Origin of the sequence: Nocardioides stalactiti, assembly GCF_014180715.1 — a bacterium.
GTDB lineage: Bacteria > Actinomycetota > Actinomycetes > Propionibacteriales > Nocardioidaceae > Nocardioides > Nocardioides stalactiti.
Genome location: NZ_JACEFC010000048.1, coordinates 1 through 15859, shown reverse-complemented (window position 1 = coordinate 15859; position 15859 = coordinate 1). Strand labels below are relative to the sequence as shown.

At 71.0% G+C, this 15859-nt stretch carries 13 protein-coding genes; 5 read left to right on the top strand and 8 right to left on the bottom strand.

Annotated elements, in window-relative coordinates:
* Positions 1-146 precede the first annotated feature (146 nt).
* A complete protein-coding gene (locus H0487_RS11445) occupies positions 147-506 on the bottom strand; it encodes a LysM peptidoglycan-binding domain-containing protein (RefSeq protein WP_183094367.1) in 360 nt (119 codons plus the stop codon).
* A 244-nt stretch (positions 507-750) separates the two neighbouring features.
* Between H0487_RS11445 and lexA the strand changes: the two genes are divergently transcribed.
* The 5 genes from lexA to H0487_RS11420 all read left to right on the top strand — a co-directional run bounded on the left by lexA (position 751) and on the right by H0487_RS11420 (position 6926).
* On the top strand, positions 751-1461 hold the full coding sequence (lexA, locus tag H0487_RS11440) for a transcriptional repressor LexA (RefSeq protein ID WP_183094366.1): 711 nt from the start codon (positions 751-753) through the stop codon (positions 1459-1461).
* A 36-nt stretch (positions 1462-1497) separates the two neighbouring features.
* Positions 1498-3072, top strand: coding sequence for an MXAN_6640 family putative metalloprotease (locus H0487_RS11435; RefSeq protein WP_183094365.1), 1575 nt, complete (start codon positions 1498-1500; stop codon positions 3070-3072).
* A gap of 350 nt (positions 3073-3422) precedes the next feature.
* Positions 3423-3977 (top strand): hypothetical protein, encoded by a 555-nt coding sequence (locus tag H0487_RS11430; RefSeq protein ID WP_220793325.1) that lies wholly within the window; start codon positions 3423-3425, stop codon positions 3975-3977.
* A 4-nt stretch (positions 3978-3981) separates the two neighbouring features.
* Positions 3982-6234: a GDSL-type esterase/lipase family protein gene (locus H0487_RS11425; protein ID WP_183094363.1), complete on the top strand. Its 2253-nt coding sequence runs from the start codon at positions 3982-3984 to the stop codon at positions 6232-6234.
* A gap of 14 nt (positions 6235-6248) precedes the next feature.
* The gene (locus H0487_RS11420) at positions 6249-6926 is read left to right on the top strand and encodes a hypothetical protein (protein WP_220793324.1); all 678 of its coding nucleotides are present in this window, start codon (positions 6249-6251) and stop codon (positions 6924-6926) included.
* A gap of 2 nt (positions 6927-6928) precedes the next feature.
* On the opposite strand, the gene H0487_RS11415 is transcribed toward H0487_RS11420, so the two are convergent.
* The 7 genes from H0487_RS11415 to H0487_RS11385 all read right to left on the bottom strand — a co-directional run.
* Positions 6929-8956: an ATP-dependent DNA helicase gene (locus tag H0487_RS11415; protein ID WP_183094361.1), complete on the bottom strand. Its 2028-nt coding sequence runs from the start codon at positions 8954-8956 to the stop codon at positions 6929-6931.
* Between the two features lie 32 nt (positions 8957-8988).
* Positions 8989-9672 carry an SGNH/GDSL hydrolase family protein gene (locus H0487_RS11410; protein ID WP_183094360.1) on the bottom strand — a complete coding sequence of 228 codons (684 nt, stop codon included), beginning with the start codon at positions 9670-9672 and terminating at the stop codon, positions 8989-8991.
* Between the two features lie 52 nt (positions 9673-9724).
* Positions 9725-10873 carry a calcium-binding protein gene (locus H0487_RS11405; RefSeq protein WP_183094359.1) on the bottom strand — a complete coding sequence of 383 codons (1149 nt, stop codon included), beginning with the start codon at positions 10871-10873 and terminating at the stop codon, positions 9725-9727.
* 49 nt (positions 10874-10922) lie between these two features.
* On the bottom strand, positions 10923-11531 hold the full coding sequence (locus tag H0487_RS11400) for a calcium-binding protein (RefSeq protein WP_183094358.1): 609 nt from the start codon (positions 11529-11531) through the stop codon (positions 10923-10925).
* Positions 11528-12475 carry a calcium-binding protein gene (locus H0487_RS11395; RefSeq protein ID WP_183094357.1) on the bottom strand — a complete coding sequence of 316 codons (948 nt, stop codon included), beginning with the start codon at positions 12473-12475 and terminating at the stop codon, positions 11528-11530. The genes H0487_RS11400 and H0487_RS11395 overlap by 4 nt, the downstream gene beginning before the upstream one ends.
* A 52-nt stretch (positions 12476-12527) precedes the next feature.
* Complete coding sequence (gene hflX, locus H0487_RS11390) at positions 12528-14006, bottom strand: GTPase HflX (protein WP_183094356.1); 1479 nt, start codon at positions 14004-14006, stop codon at positions 12528-12530.
* A gap of 57 nt (positions 14007-14063) precedes the next feature.
* Positions 14064-15859 (bottom strand): helix-turn-helix domain-containing protein (locus H0487_RS11385; RefSeq protein WP_183094355.1); only part of this gene is annotated, 1796 nt, incomplete at its 5' end.

The following is a 15859-nucleotide window of genomic DNA, read 5'->3' as shown; positions in this document are numbered from 1 at the left end:
AAATCGTTCTCGGGACGGAGCAAAAGCGCGAAGGGCGGACCCGGGGTCGTGGGTCCGCCCTTCGTCTTCCCCTTCGAGGTGCCGAGCCCGGGCAGGTGGGCTGGTCCTCGTCGTCCGCGAGGGTCGAGGTCGCAGACGAAGCCGTGCTACTCCGTCGGGACGCGGAGCTCCTGGCCGGCGAAGAGCATCGACGACTCGAGGTCGTTCATCTGCTCGATCCGCGCGACCATCCCGGCGACGTCGCCTTCACCGGTGACGGCGACCGCGTCGGCGGCGATGTCCCAGAGCGTCTCACCGGGAGCGACCGTGACGACCTCGACCTGCTCGACGCCCGCCTCCTGGGTGGCGACGGAGCCGGCGGCGAACCACACGCCCAGAGCGAAGGCCACCAGCACGCCGAACGCGAAGACGACGAGGCGTCCGCGGCGAGTGAGGCGCATCGAGCTCTTCCGCGCCGCGGACTGCGGGCGGTAGCTGACCTGGGGGGTGATCGTCATGGTGCTCATCGGTGTGACCTCCGGGGAAGAGTTGGTCGGTGTGCTCGAACGGACTTCATCAACGGGGTCCTACACAAGTCCTTGCGAAGGGGCCCGTTCGATCAGACGTTCGATCGAACACATGACCGAGACTAGATCAGGTGTTCGAACGATTCAAGGACCTGTTCGAAAGAATGTTCGACGGCGTGTCGCGACACGCCCGGTTCGAACAGATGTTTGAAACAGGCGTCTGATCAGGGCTAACGTCACCCCCATGCCGGACAACAAGGTCAGCGAGCTCCCGGACGGGCCAGCCGACGCCACGGGTCTCACCCCGCGCCAGCAGCGCGTCCTCCAGCACATCAAGGACAGCATCGACCAGCGCGGCTATCCGCCGTCGATGCGCGAGATCGGCAAGGCCGTCGGCCTCACCTCGACCTCCAGCGTCACCCACCAGCTCAAGACGCTGGAGGAGAAGGGGTTCCTCAAGCGCGACCCCAACCTCCCCCGCGCGCTCCAGGTGGTCCTGCCCGAGGCCCTCCGCGGCCGATCCGTCGGCTCCGCGAGCGAGACGTCGTACGACGAGACCGGCATCGGCGACTCCGCGCCGGTCCCCACCAACGTGCCCGTCGTCGGCCGGATCGCGGCCGGTGGTCCGATCCTCGCCGAGGAGCGGATCGAGGACGTCTTCCCGCTCCCCCGTCAGCTCGTCGGCGACGGCCAGCTGTTCCTCCTCGAGGTCAGTGGCGAGTCGATGATCGACGCCGCGATCTGCCACGGCGACTACGTCGTCATCCGGCAGCAGCCGACCGCCGAGAACGGCGAGATCGTCGCCGCGATGATCGACGGCGAGGCCACCGTCAAGACGTTCCAGCGCAAGGACGGCCGGGTCTGGCTGCTCCCCCACAACGACGCGTTCGAGCCGATCGACGGCACCCACGCCACCATCCTCGGCAAGGTGACCGCGGTCCTGCGTCGGGTCTGACGTCGCGCGGGCGCCGGGCGGCATAGGCTCGGCGCCATGCTCCGGCTCCGCACGTCCACGCTGCTGGCGTGGGCGCTGCTGGCGGCGCTGCTCGTGCCGGGGCCCGGCTCCGCCGAGCCCACTCCGTCGCCCTCGCCTGCGCCGCGGGCCGCGCGGGCGATCGAGGCGCTCGCACGGGTGACCTCGCTCCTCGACGGCGGTCCCGGCATCGGTCACAGCGGCGGCACGACGATGGCGCTGCGCGACCTGGCGCTCCTCCAGGACGCGCTGCCGGTCGCCGACCGCGCGCGGGCGTCGTCGTACCTCTCGAGGCCGACGGCCAACCCGGACCGCTGCCCGGACTTCTCCTGCTACCGGACCAACGAGGTCGTGCGGGCCTGCACCTCGGTCGTGTGCGTCCACTACGTACGACGTGAGGACGACGCCGACAACGGCGTACCCACCCGCGACACCGACGACGACGGCCGACCCGACTACGTCGAGAAGGTGCTCGACAGCGTCACCCGCGTGCACCGGACCTACGTGGCGGCCGGCTACCGGCCGCCGGTCGGCGACGGCAGCCGCGGCGGCGACGCGCGGCCCGACGTCTATCTCGCGCAGATCGGCGACCAGGCGCTCTACGGCTACTGCACCACCGACGCGTCGTCGGTGCCGCAGCACGGCGCGACCTGGGCCTACTGCGTGCTGGACAACGACTACCGCCACGAGGAGTTCCCGCGGCACACGCCGATCGAGAACATGCAGGTGACGGCGGCGCACGAGTACTTCCACGCGGTGCAGTTCGGCTACGACATCGGCGAGGACGCGTGGTTCATGGAGGCCACCGCGACCTGGGTCGAGGACGAGGTGTTCGACCGCGTCGACGACAACGTCGGCTTCCTGCGGATCGGGCCGATGGGCCAGCCGACCGTCTCGCTCGACTCGCAGCGCAGCGGCTTCTACTACGGCGCCTGGATCTTCTTCCGCCACCTCACCGAGCAGGTCGACCGTTCGCGCGCCGGGCTGCCGGTGCTCGTCCGAACGATGTGGCGGCTGGCCGACGCCGACGGTGATGCACCCGACCTCTACTCGCTCGCCGCCGTCGAGACCGCGCTCGCCGAGCAGGGCACCACCATCGCCGACGAGTTCCTCCGGATGGCGGCCGCGAACCTCCACCCGCAGCGCTGGTACGACGAGGGCCGGCTCTACCCGACCACCGACGTCCAGGGCGCGTGGATCCTCTCGCCGCAGCACCCGGCGCGGCGAATGCGCCTCACCCAGAACCACCTCACCTCTTCGTCGTACCGCTTCGTGCCGACGGGGACGCGAGCCGCCGGTTGGCAGCTCCGGGTCGGCCTGGACCTCGCTCCCCTCACCCAGGGCAGCCGCGCCCTCGCGCGGGTGTTCCTCGAGGACGGCAGCGTGCGGACGACCGTCGTCGAGCTGTCGGAAACCGGAGACGCCGAGATCTCGGTGGAATTCTCCTCCCGCGAGGTCAGCTACGTCGAGCTCACCATCGCCAACGCCAGCACCCGCTACAAGTGCAACGTCGCCACCGGCTGGAGCTGCCACGGCCGCCCGCTCGACCAGGACGTCGCGCAGCTGGTCGAGGTCGAGGCCCAGCAGGGCTGACCCGCCCGAGCCCGCTGGTCGTCCCGCGACGTCGAGCTGGCCCGCGAACCTGTGGATGAGTGCCCGTACTCATTGACGGTTCGTAATCGAACTGTTCTCCTTTACTTCTCGCGACTCTGGGAGGGGAGCAAGGGATGTCGTCGTCGACGAACAACAGCAACAGCAAGGGATCACGTGCGGCCGCGATCGCAGCGATCGTGGCCGTCTGCCTAGCAGTGGGGGTGATCGCACTGCTCACCGGCGTGTTCGCCGGTTCATCCACGAGTACGACGGGTCCGCCCGTGCGAGCCGAGTTGGCGAGCACCGCAACGCCACCGAGCTCGCCCGCACCACCGTCGTCCAGCGGGGCCGTGTCCTCGCCCCGCGGCATCGAGAAGGGGCCAGCGCGAGCCGACGATGCGGCCGGTGATGCGACCACGGCGATCGACCCCGCCGGTGCGCAGGACGCGACCGGCGCGGTCGAGGTGTTCGTCTCCTACCTCACCTGGGCACTCGCGTCTCCCGCCGCCGCTGCGGACCCGCTCCGTGTGAGCCAGAACCTCGGCGGTCACCTCAACATGGGCGACGCCACGATGCTCGACATGAGGAGCCACGACGACAGCACCGACCTCAACCCGTCCAAGGGCGCCTACCGCGTCCTGGGCCACTCCGGGGACGAGAGCGCTCCCGACCAGGTGATGCTGGAGTTCGTCGCACCGCTGGAGTCCGACGACAGGATCCTGTGGCGCAAGTTCGGCGGTGTCGTCGCCTGGGTCGACGGACGCTGGGCGCCGACCAGCATGCAACCGCGCGACGTGCCCCAGCCGGCAGACCTGACGCAGACCGTGGCTGGCATGTCCGACGAGGAGCGCACCCGCGTGCTCGACGGGCTCGGCTGGACCCTGTTCAGCAACGCGCAGGAGTGACGCGATGCCCCGGATCACGGGCCGGGCCTCGACCTGGCGCACCCTGCTCTGCTCACTCCTGCTCGCCGCGGCCCTGCCGCTCACCGCGGCGCCGCCAGCCGACGCGGCGCCGGTCATGGTCGTCGTACGAGAACAGCCCGGTGCCGTCGAGCGTGTCGCTTCTCGCCGACTGCTCGTCACCGGCGACTCCATCACCCAGGGCTCGTCGGGCGACTACACCTGGCGCTACCGGCTCTGGAAGAAGCTGCAGACCACCGCCCCCGGCCAGGTGACCTTCGTCGGCACGAAGTCGAGGCTCTACGACAACGTCAACAACGTGCAGGGCTCGCCGCACTACGCCGTCCCGTACGCCGGCTCCGCGCACGCGGCCACCTGGGGTGCGTTCCTCGCCGACGAGGTCAACCGGGTCGGCGACCAGGTGACGCGGACCGGTGCCAACACCGTCGTCGCGATGCTCGGGATCAACGACATCATCTGGCACGGCACGAGCGCCTCCGAGCTCAAGGCGCTCTACCGGACCTACGTCGAACGAGCCCGCGCGGCTGCGCCCGGGATCGACGTGGTCCTGTGTGCGGTCCTGTCGCGTTACGACTTCTTCGACAAGAGCTATCACCAGGTCGCCGAGACCAGGGCGGTCGCAGGCGAGCTGAAGGCCCTTGCCGCCGAGATGAGCACTCCGAGCCAGCGGGTCGTCTTCGCCAACACGCTCAACGGCTGGGACGCCCGGCTCCACACCTGGGACAGCACCCACCCCAACCCGACCGGCGAGACCCTGATCGCACAGCGGGTCTCCGCCGCGCTCGCCTCGATGGGGGTCGGCACGGCCACCCCGTCGATCTACCGGAAGACGCCCTGGACGGTCCGACCCGCGGCGCCCGCCGTCGCCGGTGGCGCCGAAGAAGCGACAGTCGGGTGGAACCGCACCTCGACCGGCTCGACCGCGATGTACGTCGAGTACGACCTGACCAACGAAAAGGACGGGTTCGTCCGACTGCCCTACGGCATCGCCGACCAGGACGACTGGCGGATCAGCCCGCTGGTGGCCGGCGGGAGGTACGCGTTCCGCACCGTGCCGATCAAGGGATTCATGACCGGCCGGCCCGGGGCGACCACCACGCGATCGGTCACGGCCAAGCAGTTCCAGCGGACAGTTCCGACTATCGACGCTCGCCAGTCCCCACAAGGCTTCCACGGCCTCTGGTCCAAGGCGGACAACGCCCAGGGCTATCTCCTCAGCTTTCGCAAGATGGCCTATCACTCACCGATCACCCGGCTCCCCTACCCCGTGGACGCCGACACGACAGAGTGGGCCATCTATCCATTGCCGATGGGTCGCTACTACCAGTTCAGGGCGGTTCCTGTTCGGGGCTATGTGACCGGAACGTGGCGAAGCTCCGCCAACGTTCGGACAGCCGGCTTGACGATGGAGCGTTCGTATATTGCGCTCGGCGATTCCTACTCGTCCGGCCTGGGGGTACACCGTGACGTCGACGACTACAACCTCGACCGCCCATGCCGACGCACCACGGGTGCATGGGCATTCAAGATGCAGGACAAGGCGAACGCCGCGACGAAGCTGATCGCGTGCCAGGCCGACGAGATTGACGAGGGCCTCGACGACGGAGTTCGAGCACAACTGCGCCGGATTCAGCCGTTCTTCGCTCTTCGTCCGCATGCAGCACAGCTGGTGAGCGTCACCGTGGGCGGCAACGACGTCGGATTCACGTCGAAGCTCAAGTACTGCCAGGCGCGCGACTGCGCGACGAGCGAATCTGATTGGTACGGGCAGATCACAGCAATGGCAGGGCCGCTCCATGACTTCTACAACGACCTCCGCGATGCGGCGCCCAACGCAGACATCGTGGTCGGCGGCTATCCCGAAATCATCGACGCGTACGGAAAGAGGTGGGACCCGGTCTGCCGAAAGATCTCAGAGTCAGAACGCAAGATGTTCACTCGCCTGGTCGACCACCTCAACGGAGTCATCGACTACGCCGCCGAGAAGTCACTCCGGACCGGCCGCTATCGCACCCCGATCTGGTCTGCCGCGAGCTTCGTTCGGGCGCGTTTCAAGGGTCACGGGGCGTGCCAGTACGGCGACGAGGAATGGATCCACTCGTACACCACCGGCGGCGGTCTGGTCGGTGACGGAATCAAGAAGGTAGGCATGAACAGCTTCCACCCCAAACCCGTCGGGCAAGCGGGGTACGCGTACGGGTTCGCCGATGCGCTGGTCGCGAAGGCCGGTCGATGGTGAGACGCCCAGGACAGATGGTCGCTCTCGGAACCGTTCTCGTGGTCTTCATCGGAGCATGTTCGGGCGATCATCAGGCTCCCATGCCCGGGCCGGAGGAGGACTCGACGCCTCCCGCTGCAGATCGGTCGTTCCGGCAGCTTGATGCCGATCAGCCTGGCGGGCCGCGCCACCGGGCCCCCTTCAACAGCGAGCCGACCAGCGACCAAGTTGCTGATGCATCTCGAGCGGAGCCGACTCGGCGTGACGCCGAGACCTTCGCAGTTCTCGTCAGCCACGCGATCGAAGACCAGACCGAAGACTCGATTGCGGATGCGCTCCTCAACCAGTACGTCGACGAACTGCCGGCCGACTCCGTCAGGACGATCAAGGAGAATCGGGACTTTCCCGGCAACCGCGTGGTCCCGGGCAGCCGTTCGTTCGTGCGATCGCTGATTCGAGAGAGTGCCGAGGGATACGAGGCGGTCGTCCTCGTCGTCGAGAAGATCGAATCGCCGACCCTGGGGGACGCACCTGATCAACCGTTCGTCTTCTGGGCCCAGTCAAAGCTGGTTGTCGTCTGGTCCGACAGCGAATGGGCGCTGAAGGACTACCAGTCCGCGGGCGCCTCGGAGTATCCGGAGTTCTCGAAGTGGACCTGGCGCGGCACGATGAACTCCGGCCGCGACTGGCGCCGCTTCGACGTGGCGGGCTAGCCCTACGCCGAGCCCGAGAGCCGCGTGAGGGCCTTGCGTACGACGGCCGGGTCGGTGGTCGTCCACATCGGCGGGAGGCTGGCCTTGAGGAAGCTGCCGTAGCGGGCGGTGACCAGGCGGGGGTCGAGGACGGCGACGACGCCCTTGTCGGCGTGGGTCCGGATGAGGCGGCCGGCACCCTGGGCGAGGAGCAGGGCGGCGTGGGTGGCGGCGACCTGCATGAAGCCGTTGCCGCCGGACTGGTCGGCGGCGCGCTGGCGGGCGCTCATCAGCGGGTCGTCGGGGCGGGGGAACGGGATCCGGTCGATGATCACCAGCTGGCAGGTGTCGCCGGGGACGTCGAGCCCCTGCCACAGGCCGAGGGTGCCGAACAGGTTGGTGTGTGGGTCCTCGACGAACTGGCGGGCCAGCTCGGGGAGCTGGGCGTCGCCCTGAGCCAGGGTCGTCAGGTGTGGGAGCTTCTCGCGGACGTGCTCGGCGGCGGCCTCGGCGGCACGGCGGCTCGAGAACAACCCGAGGGTGCGACCGTCGGCCGCGTCGACCAGCTCGGTGATCTCGTCGAGCTGGGCCTGCCCGAGACCGTCGCGCCCGGGCTGCGGCAGGTGGCGCGCGACGTACAGGATCGCCTGCTTGCCGTAGTCGAACGGACTGCCGACGTCGAGGCCCACCCACGGCTCGGCGTCGTCGGCGAAGTCTGCGGACTCGTCGACCGAACCTTGCGGGTTCGGCGACCGAAGTGTGCTGGTTCGGCGTTCGGTGGGCTTGAGGCCGACGGAGGTGGCGACGGAGTTGAAGTCGCCGCCGAGCATGAGGGTGGCGGAGGTCATGACGACGGTCTTCTCGGCGAGGAGCTTGTCGCGGAGGGGGCCCCAGACCTGGAGGGGGGCGACGCAGAGGCGCGGGGGGAGGCGGTCGGTGCCCTCGGTGAGCCACATGACGTCGGTGTCGAGGTTGGCGGCCATCCGGTCGGCGGTGGCGAAGAGCTCCTGGACGTTGCCCTTGGCCTGGGTGAGGCCGGCGTCGGGCTCGTCGGACGCCTCGGCCTTGGGGAACGCGCTCACCAGCGCGCGGGCGGCGTCGCGGACCAGGATGAGCGCGTCGCTGAGGTCGTCGGGGACCAGGTCGAACCGACCCGGCCGGGCCTCGCCGATCGCGGCGCGCAGCGCGTCGGACGCGTCGCCGAGGTCGCCCGCGACGTCGCCGGTGTCGGAGCGGACGTGGCGCGCGGCCCGCCGAGCGGCGCGCTCCACCTCCGACGCCCACAGCTCGTCGGTCGCCGCCTGCGTCACCCGCGCGGTCAGCTCGTGGGCCTCGTCGATCACGACCACGTCGTAGTCGGGGATCAGCGGCACCCCCTCGATCGCGTCGATCGCGAGCACGCTGTGGTTGGTGACGACCAGGTGCGAGTTCTGTGCCTTCTCCCGCGCGCGCTCGGCGAAGCACTCCTCACCGAACGGGCACTTCGCGGCGCTCAGGCACTCCCGCGCGGTCACGCTGACCTGACGCCACTCCCGGTCGGTATGACGGGGCGCCGCGTCCTTCTCCCCCGTGCCGCCGGCCTTGACCTCACCCTCGGCCCACTCGCGCAGCTCGAGCACCTTCTTGCCGAGCGCGCCGAGCGCGGCCTCGGCCTGGATCAGCTCGCCCTGCTCGTCCGGCACGCCCTCGCGGATCCGGTGCAGGCAGGCGTAGTTGGACCGGCCCTTGAGCACGGCGTACGTCGTCCCGGCCCCGCTGCGCCCCTTGACCGCCTTCATCAGCCGCGGCAGGTCGCGCTCGACCAGCTGGTGCTGCAGAGCCAGGGTCGCGGTGGCGATGACGACCCGCTTGTCGTGTCGGAGCGCCGGGACCAGGTAGCCCAGCGACTTGCCGGTGCCGGTGCCGGCCTGGACGAGCAGGTGCTGGTGCTCGTGCATCGCCTCGGCGACCGCCTCGGCCATGACGACCTGGCCCTCGCGCTCAGTGCCACCCAGCGCCTCGACGGCAGCGGCGAGCGTGGCGCGCAGCGCTTCCTGGTCGACCCCGGGCATGCCCGGAACCCTAGACGGAGCACCGGACAGCGCTACCAGCCCGTCCGCCGCGCTGCGGGGAGAGCGTCTGCTACGAGGTCGCCGAACTGCTCGTGACCCGCGGGCGTGAGGTGGAGGTCGTCGTCGAGGTACGGCAGGTCGGCGCCGAGCATCGACACGTAGCCGACGCCCCAGGACCGCGCGAGCCGCGCGAGCAGGCGGTCGACCGCCCGGACGTCGTCCGCCCGCGACGGGGCGGCCACCGGACCGACGACGAGCACCGAGCGGCCGCCGAGCTGGACCATCAGCCGCTCGAACCCCGACCGGATCGCCGTCTCCGGCTGGTCGAAGTCGTTGAGCCCGCCCTCGACGACCACCAGGTCCGGGTCGACGGCGTCGAGCGGCCGCGGCGCGCGGTCCGCGAAGGCCACCGCCCCGCACTCGCTGGCCTGCGGACTGAACCCCGAGCCGGAGAACCCGGCCACGTGCACACGCCCCGGCAGCCGCGTCGGCCAGCTCGCCTCGGCCGACGTACCGAGCCCGACCGAGTAGGAGTCCCCGATCACGAGCACGTCGGGACCGGTCCCGGTGACGAGGTCGGCCCGTGCCGCCGACGCCCGCTGGAAGGCGGCGCAGCGCGAGGTGTCGGCCCCGGCGCGGGACATGACGAGGAGACCCGCGGTCACGACAGTGACCACGAGGCCGACCGCCACGAACCATGCTCCCCGGATGCGCACCCGAGGATGGTGCGGTCAGCAGGCGGCTCCTGTCCGGCGAATGCCGAAACCGTTACCCCTCGCAGGCCACCAGCGTGTTGGTCCCGTCGCCGCCGTCGCAGGTGTCGGTGCCGCCGCGGCCGTCGATCAGGTCGTCGCCGTCGCTGCCGGTCAACCGATTGGGGCCGGCGGTGCCGCGCAGCTCGTCGTCCATGGTGCTGCCGATGGCGTTCTCGATGCTGGTCAGCGTGTCGGTGCCGGCGACCTCGGTGTCCTGCGGCCCGGCGAGCGCCAGGTCGACGTGGACGCCCGCGTCGGTGGGGTCGTAGACGAAGCCGTAGGTCACCGTGTCGGAACCCCGGTCGCCGTCCAGCACGTCGTCGCCCGAGCCCGCGATCATCAGGTCGTCGCCGGGGCCACCGTCGCCCGTGCTCGTGGTCGACCCGTCGAACCCGCCGGGGTCCACGATGTCGTCGCCCGCCCCGCCGCTGACGGTGTCGGCGCCGCCGTCGCCGTGGAGCTCGTCGTCGTCGGCCTGCCCGCGGACCACGTCGGCGCCGTTGCCCCCGGTGATGTCGTCGTCGCCGGCGCCGCCGAGGAACCGGTCGTCGCCACCCTTGCCGTCGATGATCACGTCCGGACCGTGGGCCCCGTGGACGACGTCGGCGCGTGCGCCGCCGTAGATGACGTTGCGGGTGCCGTCGCCGCCGATCCGGTTCGGTCCGGACCGCGACCCGGTGACGTTCTCGATCCCGCGAAGCGTGTCACCCCCCTCGCCGGTCTCCTGCGCCGCGGTGATCCAGAGGAAGAGCACCAGCCGCGGGGCGCTGCGGTAGTCGACCCAGTCGCGGCCGAGCCCGCCGACCATCACGTCGTCGCCGCCGCCCCCGTCGATGACGTCGTTGCCCTCCCCGCCGAAAGCGCGGTCGTCGCCGCGGCCGAGCCACACGAAGTCGTAACCGTCGCCGCCACAGACGACGTCGTCACCGCCACCGGTCCGGATCCGGTCCGGCTCCGGCGTGCCGAGGACGACGTCCGCCCGGTCCCGGTCGGTCTCCGGGGCGTCCGGGTCGTTGAGGTCGATCGTCACCGCCCGTCCGCCGCAGGACGGCGGCGCCGCCGTGGCAGGCGCGGACAACACCACCAGCGCCGGCAGCGCCGGCAGCACCAGCGCCGGGAGGGTCAGCGCGACAGGAAGGACCGAGCCGAGAAGACGCTTCACGACCTCCACGCTAGGCGGCGGACCGGAGTCGCACCACCGGGCTGGCCCCTCAGTCCGGTACGACGCAGTTGAGGACCTGGTTGGTGCCGGGCCCGCCGTCGCAGGTGTTGGTCCCGCGTCCGCCGTCGAGGCGGTCGTCGCCGTCGCGGCCCTCGAGGACGTCGTCGCCCTCGAAGCCCTCGATCACGTTCGGCCCGGCGTCGCCGCGCAGGACGTCGTCGTACCGCGATCCCCACAGGTCCTCGATCGCGACCAGCGCGTCGGTGCCCGCGCCGACCGTGTCCTGCGGGCCGACGATCGCGAGGTCGACCACCGCGCCGACGGTCATCTCGTCGAAGTCGAAGATCGCGAGGTACTGGCCGGTGCCGCCGTCGAGGAGCTCGTCGCCGCCGTACGACGCGAGGGTGTCGTCGTCCGGTCCGCCGTACACCTCGTCGTTCCCGCCGCCGGTACGGATGACGTCGCGCCCCTCAGTGCCCAGCACCACGTCCTTGCGGTCGCGGTTCGGGTTCGGCGCGTCAGGGTCGGAGAGGTCGATCGTGACGACGCTGCCGCGACACAGCAGCACCTTCGCCTCCGCAGGGCCCGGCACGGCGACGAGCAGCGCCAGCGCCATCCCGCTCCCCACCGCGACCGCGGCCGAGGAGCGTCGGGTCACAGCGTCTCCTCGCAGTCCATGAACTGGTTGGTGCCGGTCCCTCCGTCGCAGAGGTCGAGCCCGTCCCCGCCCTCGAGGTCGTCGTCACCGCCGCGCCCGTAGAGCTGGTCCGGGCCGTTCGACCCGGCGATCCGGTTCGGCCCGTCGTCGCCGGAGAGCACGTCGGGGCCTCCTGAGGTGCCCACCAGGTTCTCGACGTCCACCAGGGTGTCGGTGCCGCCGGGTCCGGTGTCCTGCGGGCCGTCGACGGCGAGGTCGACGGTCACACCGGGACCGCCGTCCTCGCCCACACCGACGTAGCTCACCGTGTCGGCGCCGTCGCCGCCCTCGACGATCTCGACGCCGGCACCGGAGACCGCGAGGTCCTTGCCGGGGCCGCCGAGGTAGGTGATGACCGCGGAGCCGCAGTCGGTGCAGTCGTTGGCGTCGGTGAAGTAGTCGCCGCCGTCGCCGCCGAGGTACACGTCGCCCGGGTTGGCGTTGCGGAACGTGTCGTTGCCGACCCCGCCGTACACGCGGTCGTCGCCCTTCGCGAGATCGACCATCTCGAGCTGGTCCCAGCCCTCGCGACCCCGGATCACGTCGTCGCCGGTGCCTCCGTAGAGGTGGTCGGAGCGGCCGCCGCCGTCGAGCAGGTCGGCGCCCCGTCCGCCGTAGCCGGTGTCCTTGTCGTCGCCGAGGAACACCCGGTCCTTGCCGTCGCCGGCGCACACCGTGTCCTCGCCGCCGCCGGTGCGGATCAGGTCGGCGCCCGGCGTCCCGAGCACGACGTCGGCCCGAGGTCGGTCCGGGTCGGGCGCACCTGGCTTGTTGAGGTCGATGGTCACGGGGCGGCCGAAGCACAGCGCAGGGGCCGCGGCGCCGGCCGGCCCTGACGGCAGGACGGACGTGGGGACGAGGGCGACGACAGCAGCGAGGACGAGGCCCGAGAACGTGCGCAGCATCTCGCCACGGTAGGACGGGATCGCGCCCGCCGCTAGCGGGAAAACCCCAGGATCAGACGGCGTACGACGCCAGCTCGCCGGCGAGCGCCTCGGTGGCGCGCCCGGCGATGCGGGTGCCGTCGGCGGTGTGCTCGAGGGTGTCGATCTCGCCGAGCTTGTGGATCTGGTCGACGAGGTCGCCGCGGGCGTAGGGCACGAGCGCGTCGAACTCGACCTGCGGCTTGGGGAGCTCGGCCTCGATGGTGGCGATCGCCTCGGCGATGCCCTCGCCGGTCCGGGCGGACACGACGACCGAGTGCGGCTCGCGCTGCCGGAGCCGCGAGATCACCAGCGGGTCGGCGAGGTCGGCCTTGTTGATGACGATGAGCTCGGGGATGCCGGCCGCGTCGATCTCGGCCAGGACCTCACGGACTGCGCTGATCTGGCCCTCGGGGTCGGCGTGCGACCCGTCGACGACGTGGACGATGAGGTCGGACTGGGCGACCTCCTCGAGCGTGGAGCGGAACGCCTCGACCAGCTGGTGCGGCAGGTGCCGCACGAAGCCGACCGTGTCGCTCACCGTGTAGACGCGACCGTCGGCGGCCTGGGTCCGGCGGGTGGTCGGGTCGAGCGTCGCGAACAGCGCGTCCTCGACGAGCACGCCCGCACCGGTCAGCCGGTTGAGCAGCGAGGACTTGCCGGCGTTGGTGTAGCCGGCGATCGCGACCGACGGCACCGCGTTGCGGCGGCGCTCCTGACGCATCGTCGCGCGAGTGCCCTCGAGCGCCTTGAGCTGACGGCGCAGCTTGGCGATCCGGTCGTTGATGCGACGCCGGTCGGTCTCGATCTTGGTCTCACCGGGACCACGACCGCCGATGCCGACGCCGTTGGCCGCACGCCCACCAACCTGGCGGGAGAGGTTGCCACCCCAACCGCGCAGGCGCTGGGTCATGTAGTTGAGCTGGGCGAGCTCGACCTGCGCCTTGCCCTCCTTGGACTTCGCGTGCTGGGCGAAGATGTCGAGGATCAGCGCGGTCCGGTCGACGACCTTGACCTTGATCTTGTCCTCGAGGTTCCTCAGCTGGGACGGCGCGAGCTCACCGTCGCAGATGACGGTGTCGGCGCCGGTGGCCTCGACGATCTCGCGGATGCCCTCGACCTTGCCGCGCCCGACGTACGTCGCAGGGTCGGGCGACTGACGCCGCTGGTAGATCGCCTCGAGGACCTCCGAGCCGGCGGTCTCGGCGAGCAGCGCGAGCTCGGCCATCGAGTTCTCGGCGTCCTCGATGGTGCCCTGGGTCCACACTCCGACGAGGACGACCCGCTCGAGCCGGAGCTGGCGGTACTCGACCTCGGTGATGTCCTCGAGCTCGGTGCGCAGGCCGGCGACCCGACGGAGCTCGTGGCGCTCCACCAGGTCGAGGTCACCGGTGGTGAGCTCCGGGTCGGCATCGGCGTAGCCCGACTCCCAGGTGTCGGAGTCGTCGGCGTCCCAGCCGGCGGTCTGCTGGAGCTCGGTGTCGAGGCTGAAGTGTTCTGCATGGTTCGTCATAGGTCTGTCCAGGGTAACCACGCACGCGCCGGAAGGCTTCCCGTTATTCGGCGCTGGTCATCCGCTGGTGATCCGCTCGAGCGCACCGGCCAGCTCGACCCGCGACCGGATGCCGAGCTTGCGGTAGGTCCGGGTCAGCAGCGACTCGACGGTCTTGACCGACAGGAAGAGCTCCTCGGCGATCTCGGTGTTGCGGCGGCCGGCCGCCGCGGCCCGGGCGACGGCGAGCTCGGCCTGGGTGAGGACGTCCTTGCTGCGCTTCCCCCCGCTGCGCTCGAGGTCGGCGCGGACCCGCTCCGCGCGCGCCGCGCAGCCGATCTCCTCGAAGAGCGCGATCGAGGTCTCGAAGGCCGCGGTCGCCTGCCGGCGCAACCGGCCCCGGCGGTGGACCTTGCCGGCCGTCCACCAGGCCCGCGCCCGCTCGACCGGCTGGACGACCATCCCGGTCGGGAGCTCGTCGAGACCGGCGAGCATGGCCGGCACCATCGCCATCGCCGCGTCGAGGTCGCCGCGGGCGGCGGTCAGGGTCACCTCGTGGCGGACCAGCTCGGCGAGCGCCGCGTCGAGGTCGATCTTGCGTGCCCGGGTCCGGACGTCGGCCAGGTAGCCCTCGGCCTCGTCGAGCCGCCCGGTCTCCAGGAGCACGTCGAGGATGGTCGGCGCGATCATCGGGTCGGTGGGGTGCTTCATCCCGAGGCGGTCGACCAGCTCGCGGATCCGCACCGACAGGTCGTAGGCCTCCTCGAGCCGTCCGGCCGCCACGAGGGCAGCCATCCGGCCGACCGACCAGGTCGCCTCCTGGGACGGGTCGTCGAGGTTCTCGAGCAGCGCGCGGACCTCCTCCGAGCGCGCGATGGCGCGGTCGGCGAGGCCGACGTGGGCATCGATCGACACCAGGATGTTGGTCAGCATCGGCACGAACGCCGGCATCGTCGCGGTCGCGACGGCGAGACCCTCCTCGACCATCGTCCGGCCCTCGGCGAAACGGCAGGCGCGCACCTCCAGCGACGCCCGATAGCTGTGGATCACCGGCAGCGCCAGGTCGTCACCCGTCTCCACGCTGACCCGCAGGATCTCCTCGAAGCCGGTGCGGGCCTCGTCGAAGCGCCCGCTCGTCATCTGGTGGATCGCCTCCATCATGATCGGGCGGTAGGCGATCCGCTCCCCCGGCTCGCGCCGGTCGTTCTCGATCGCCTCGTCCAGCAGGTCCTGGAACGGCTCGGCGTCCTGGTAGCGGTTGTAGGCCAGCGGCACCAGCACCTCGGCGCGCAGCCGGCTCAGGCCCGGCCGGTCCGGCACGCCCTCCAGCCGCCGCAGGGCCTCCTCGTAGGACTCGCTGAGCCGCTCCATCCGGCCGAGCAGCATGTCGATCTCGGCCTCGACGACCGCGGCGGCGAAGTCCTCCGGCGACAGGTCGGCGGCGTCGAGCTCGCGCGCGACGGCCTTCGCCTCGTCGTACCGCTCGTCGATGGCGAGGAGCTTGCAGAGCTCCACGGTCGCGGCCCAGTACGACGACCCCGCGGGGTCGCCGCGCAGGTCGAGGAGGATCTGCTCGGCGTCCTGGGGGTCGCCGTTGAGGATGAACCGGCGGGCCAGCTCCAGCGCGCGACGGTCCCGCTGGACGGGGTCCTCGCTGCGGGCGACGGCGAGCTGGAGGAGCTCGGTGGCCGACACCCACGCGGCGCGGGCCCAGGCCTGGCGCGAGGCGAGGGTGAGGTCGGCGGCGAGCGCCTCGTCGGCGGCGTCGTCGGCGAGCGCCCGGTGCCGGACCCGCGCCTCCTGGAGCGGCTCGACCCCCGCGAGGGCGCGGTGGATCGCGGCCCGCTCCTCGGCAGCGGCGCCGTCGATCGCCG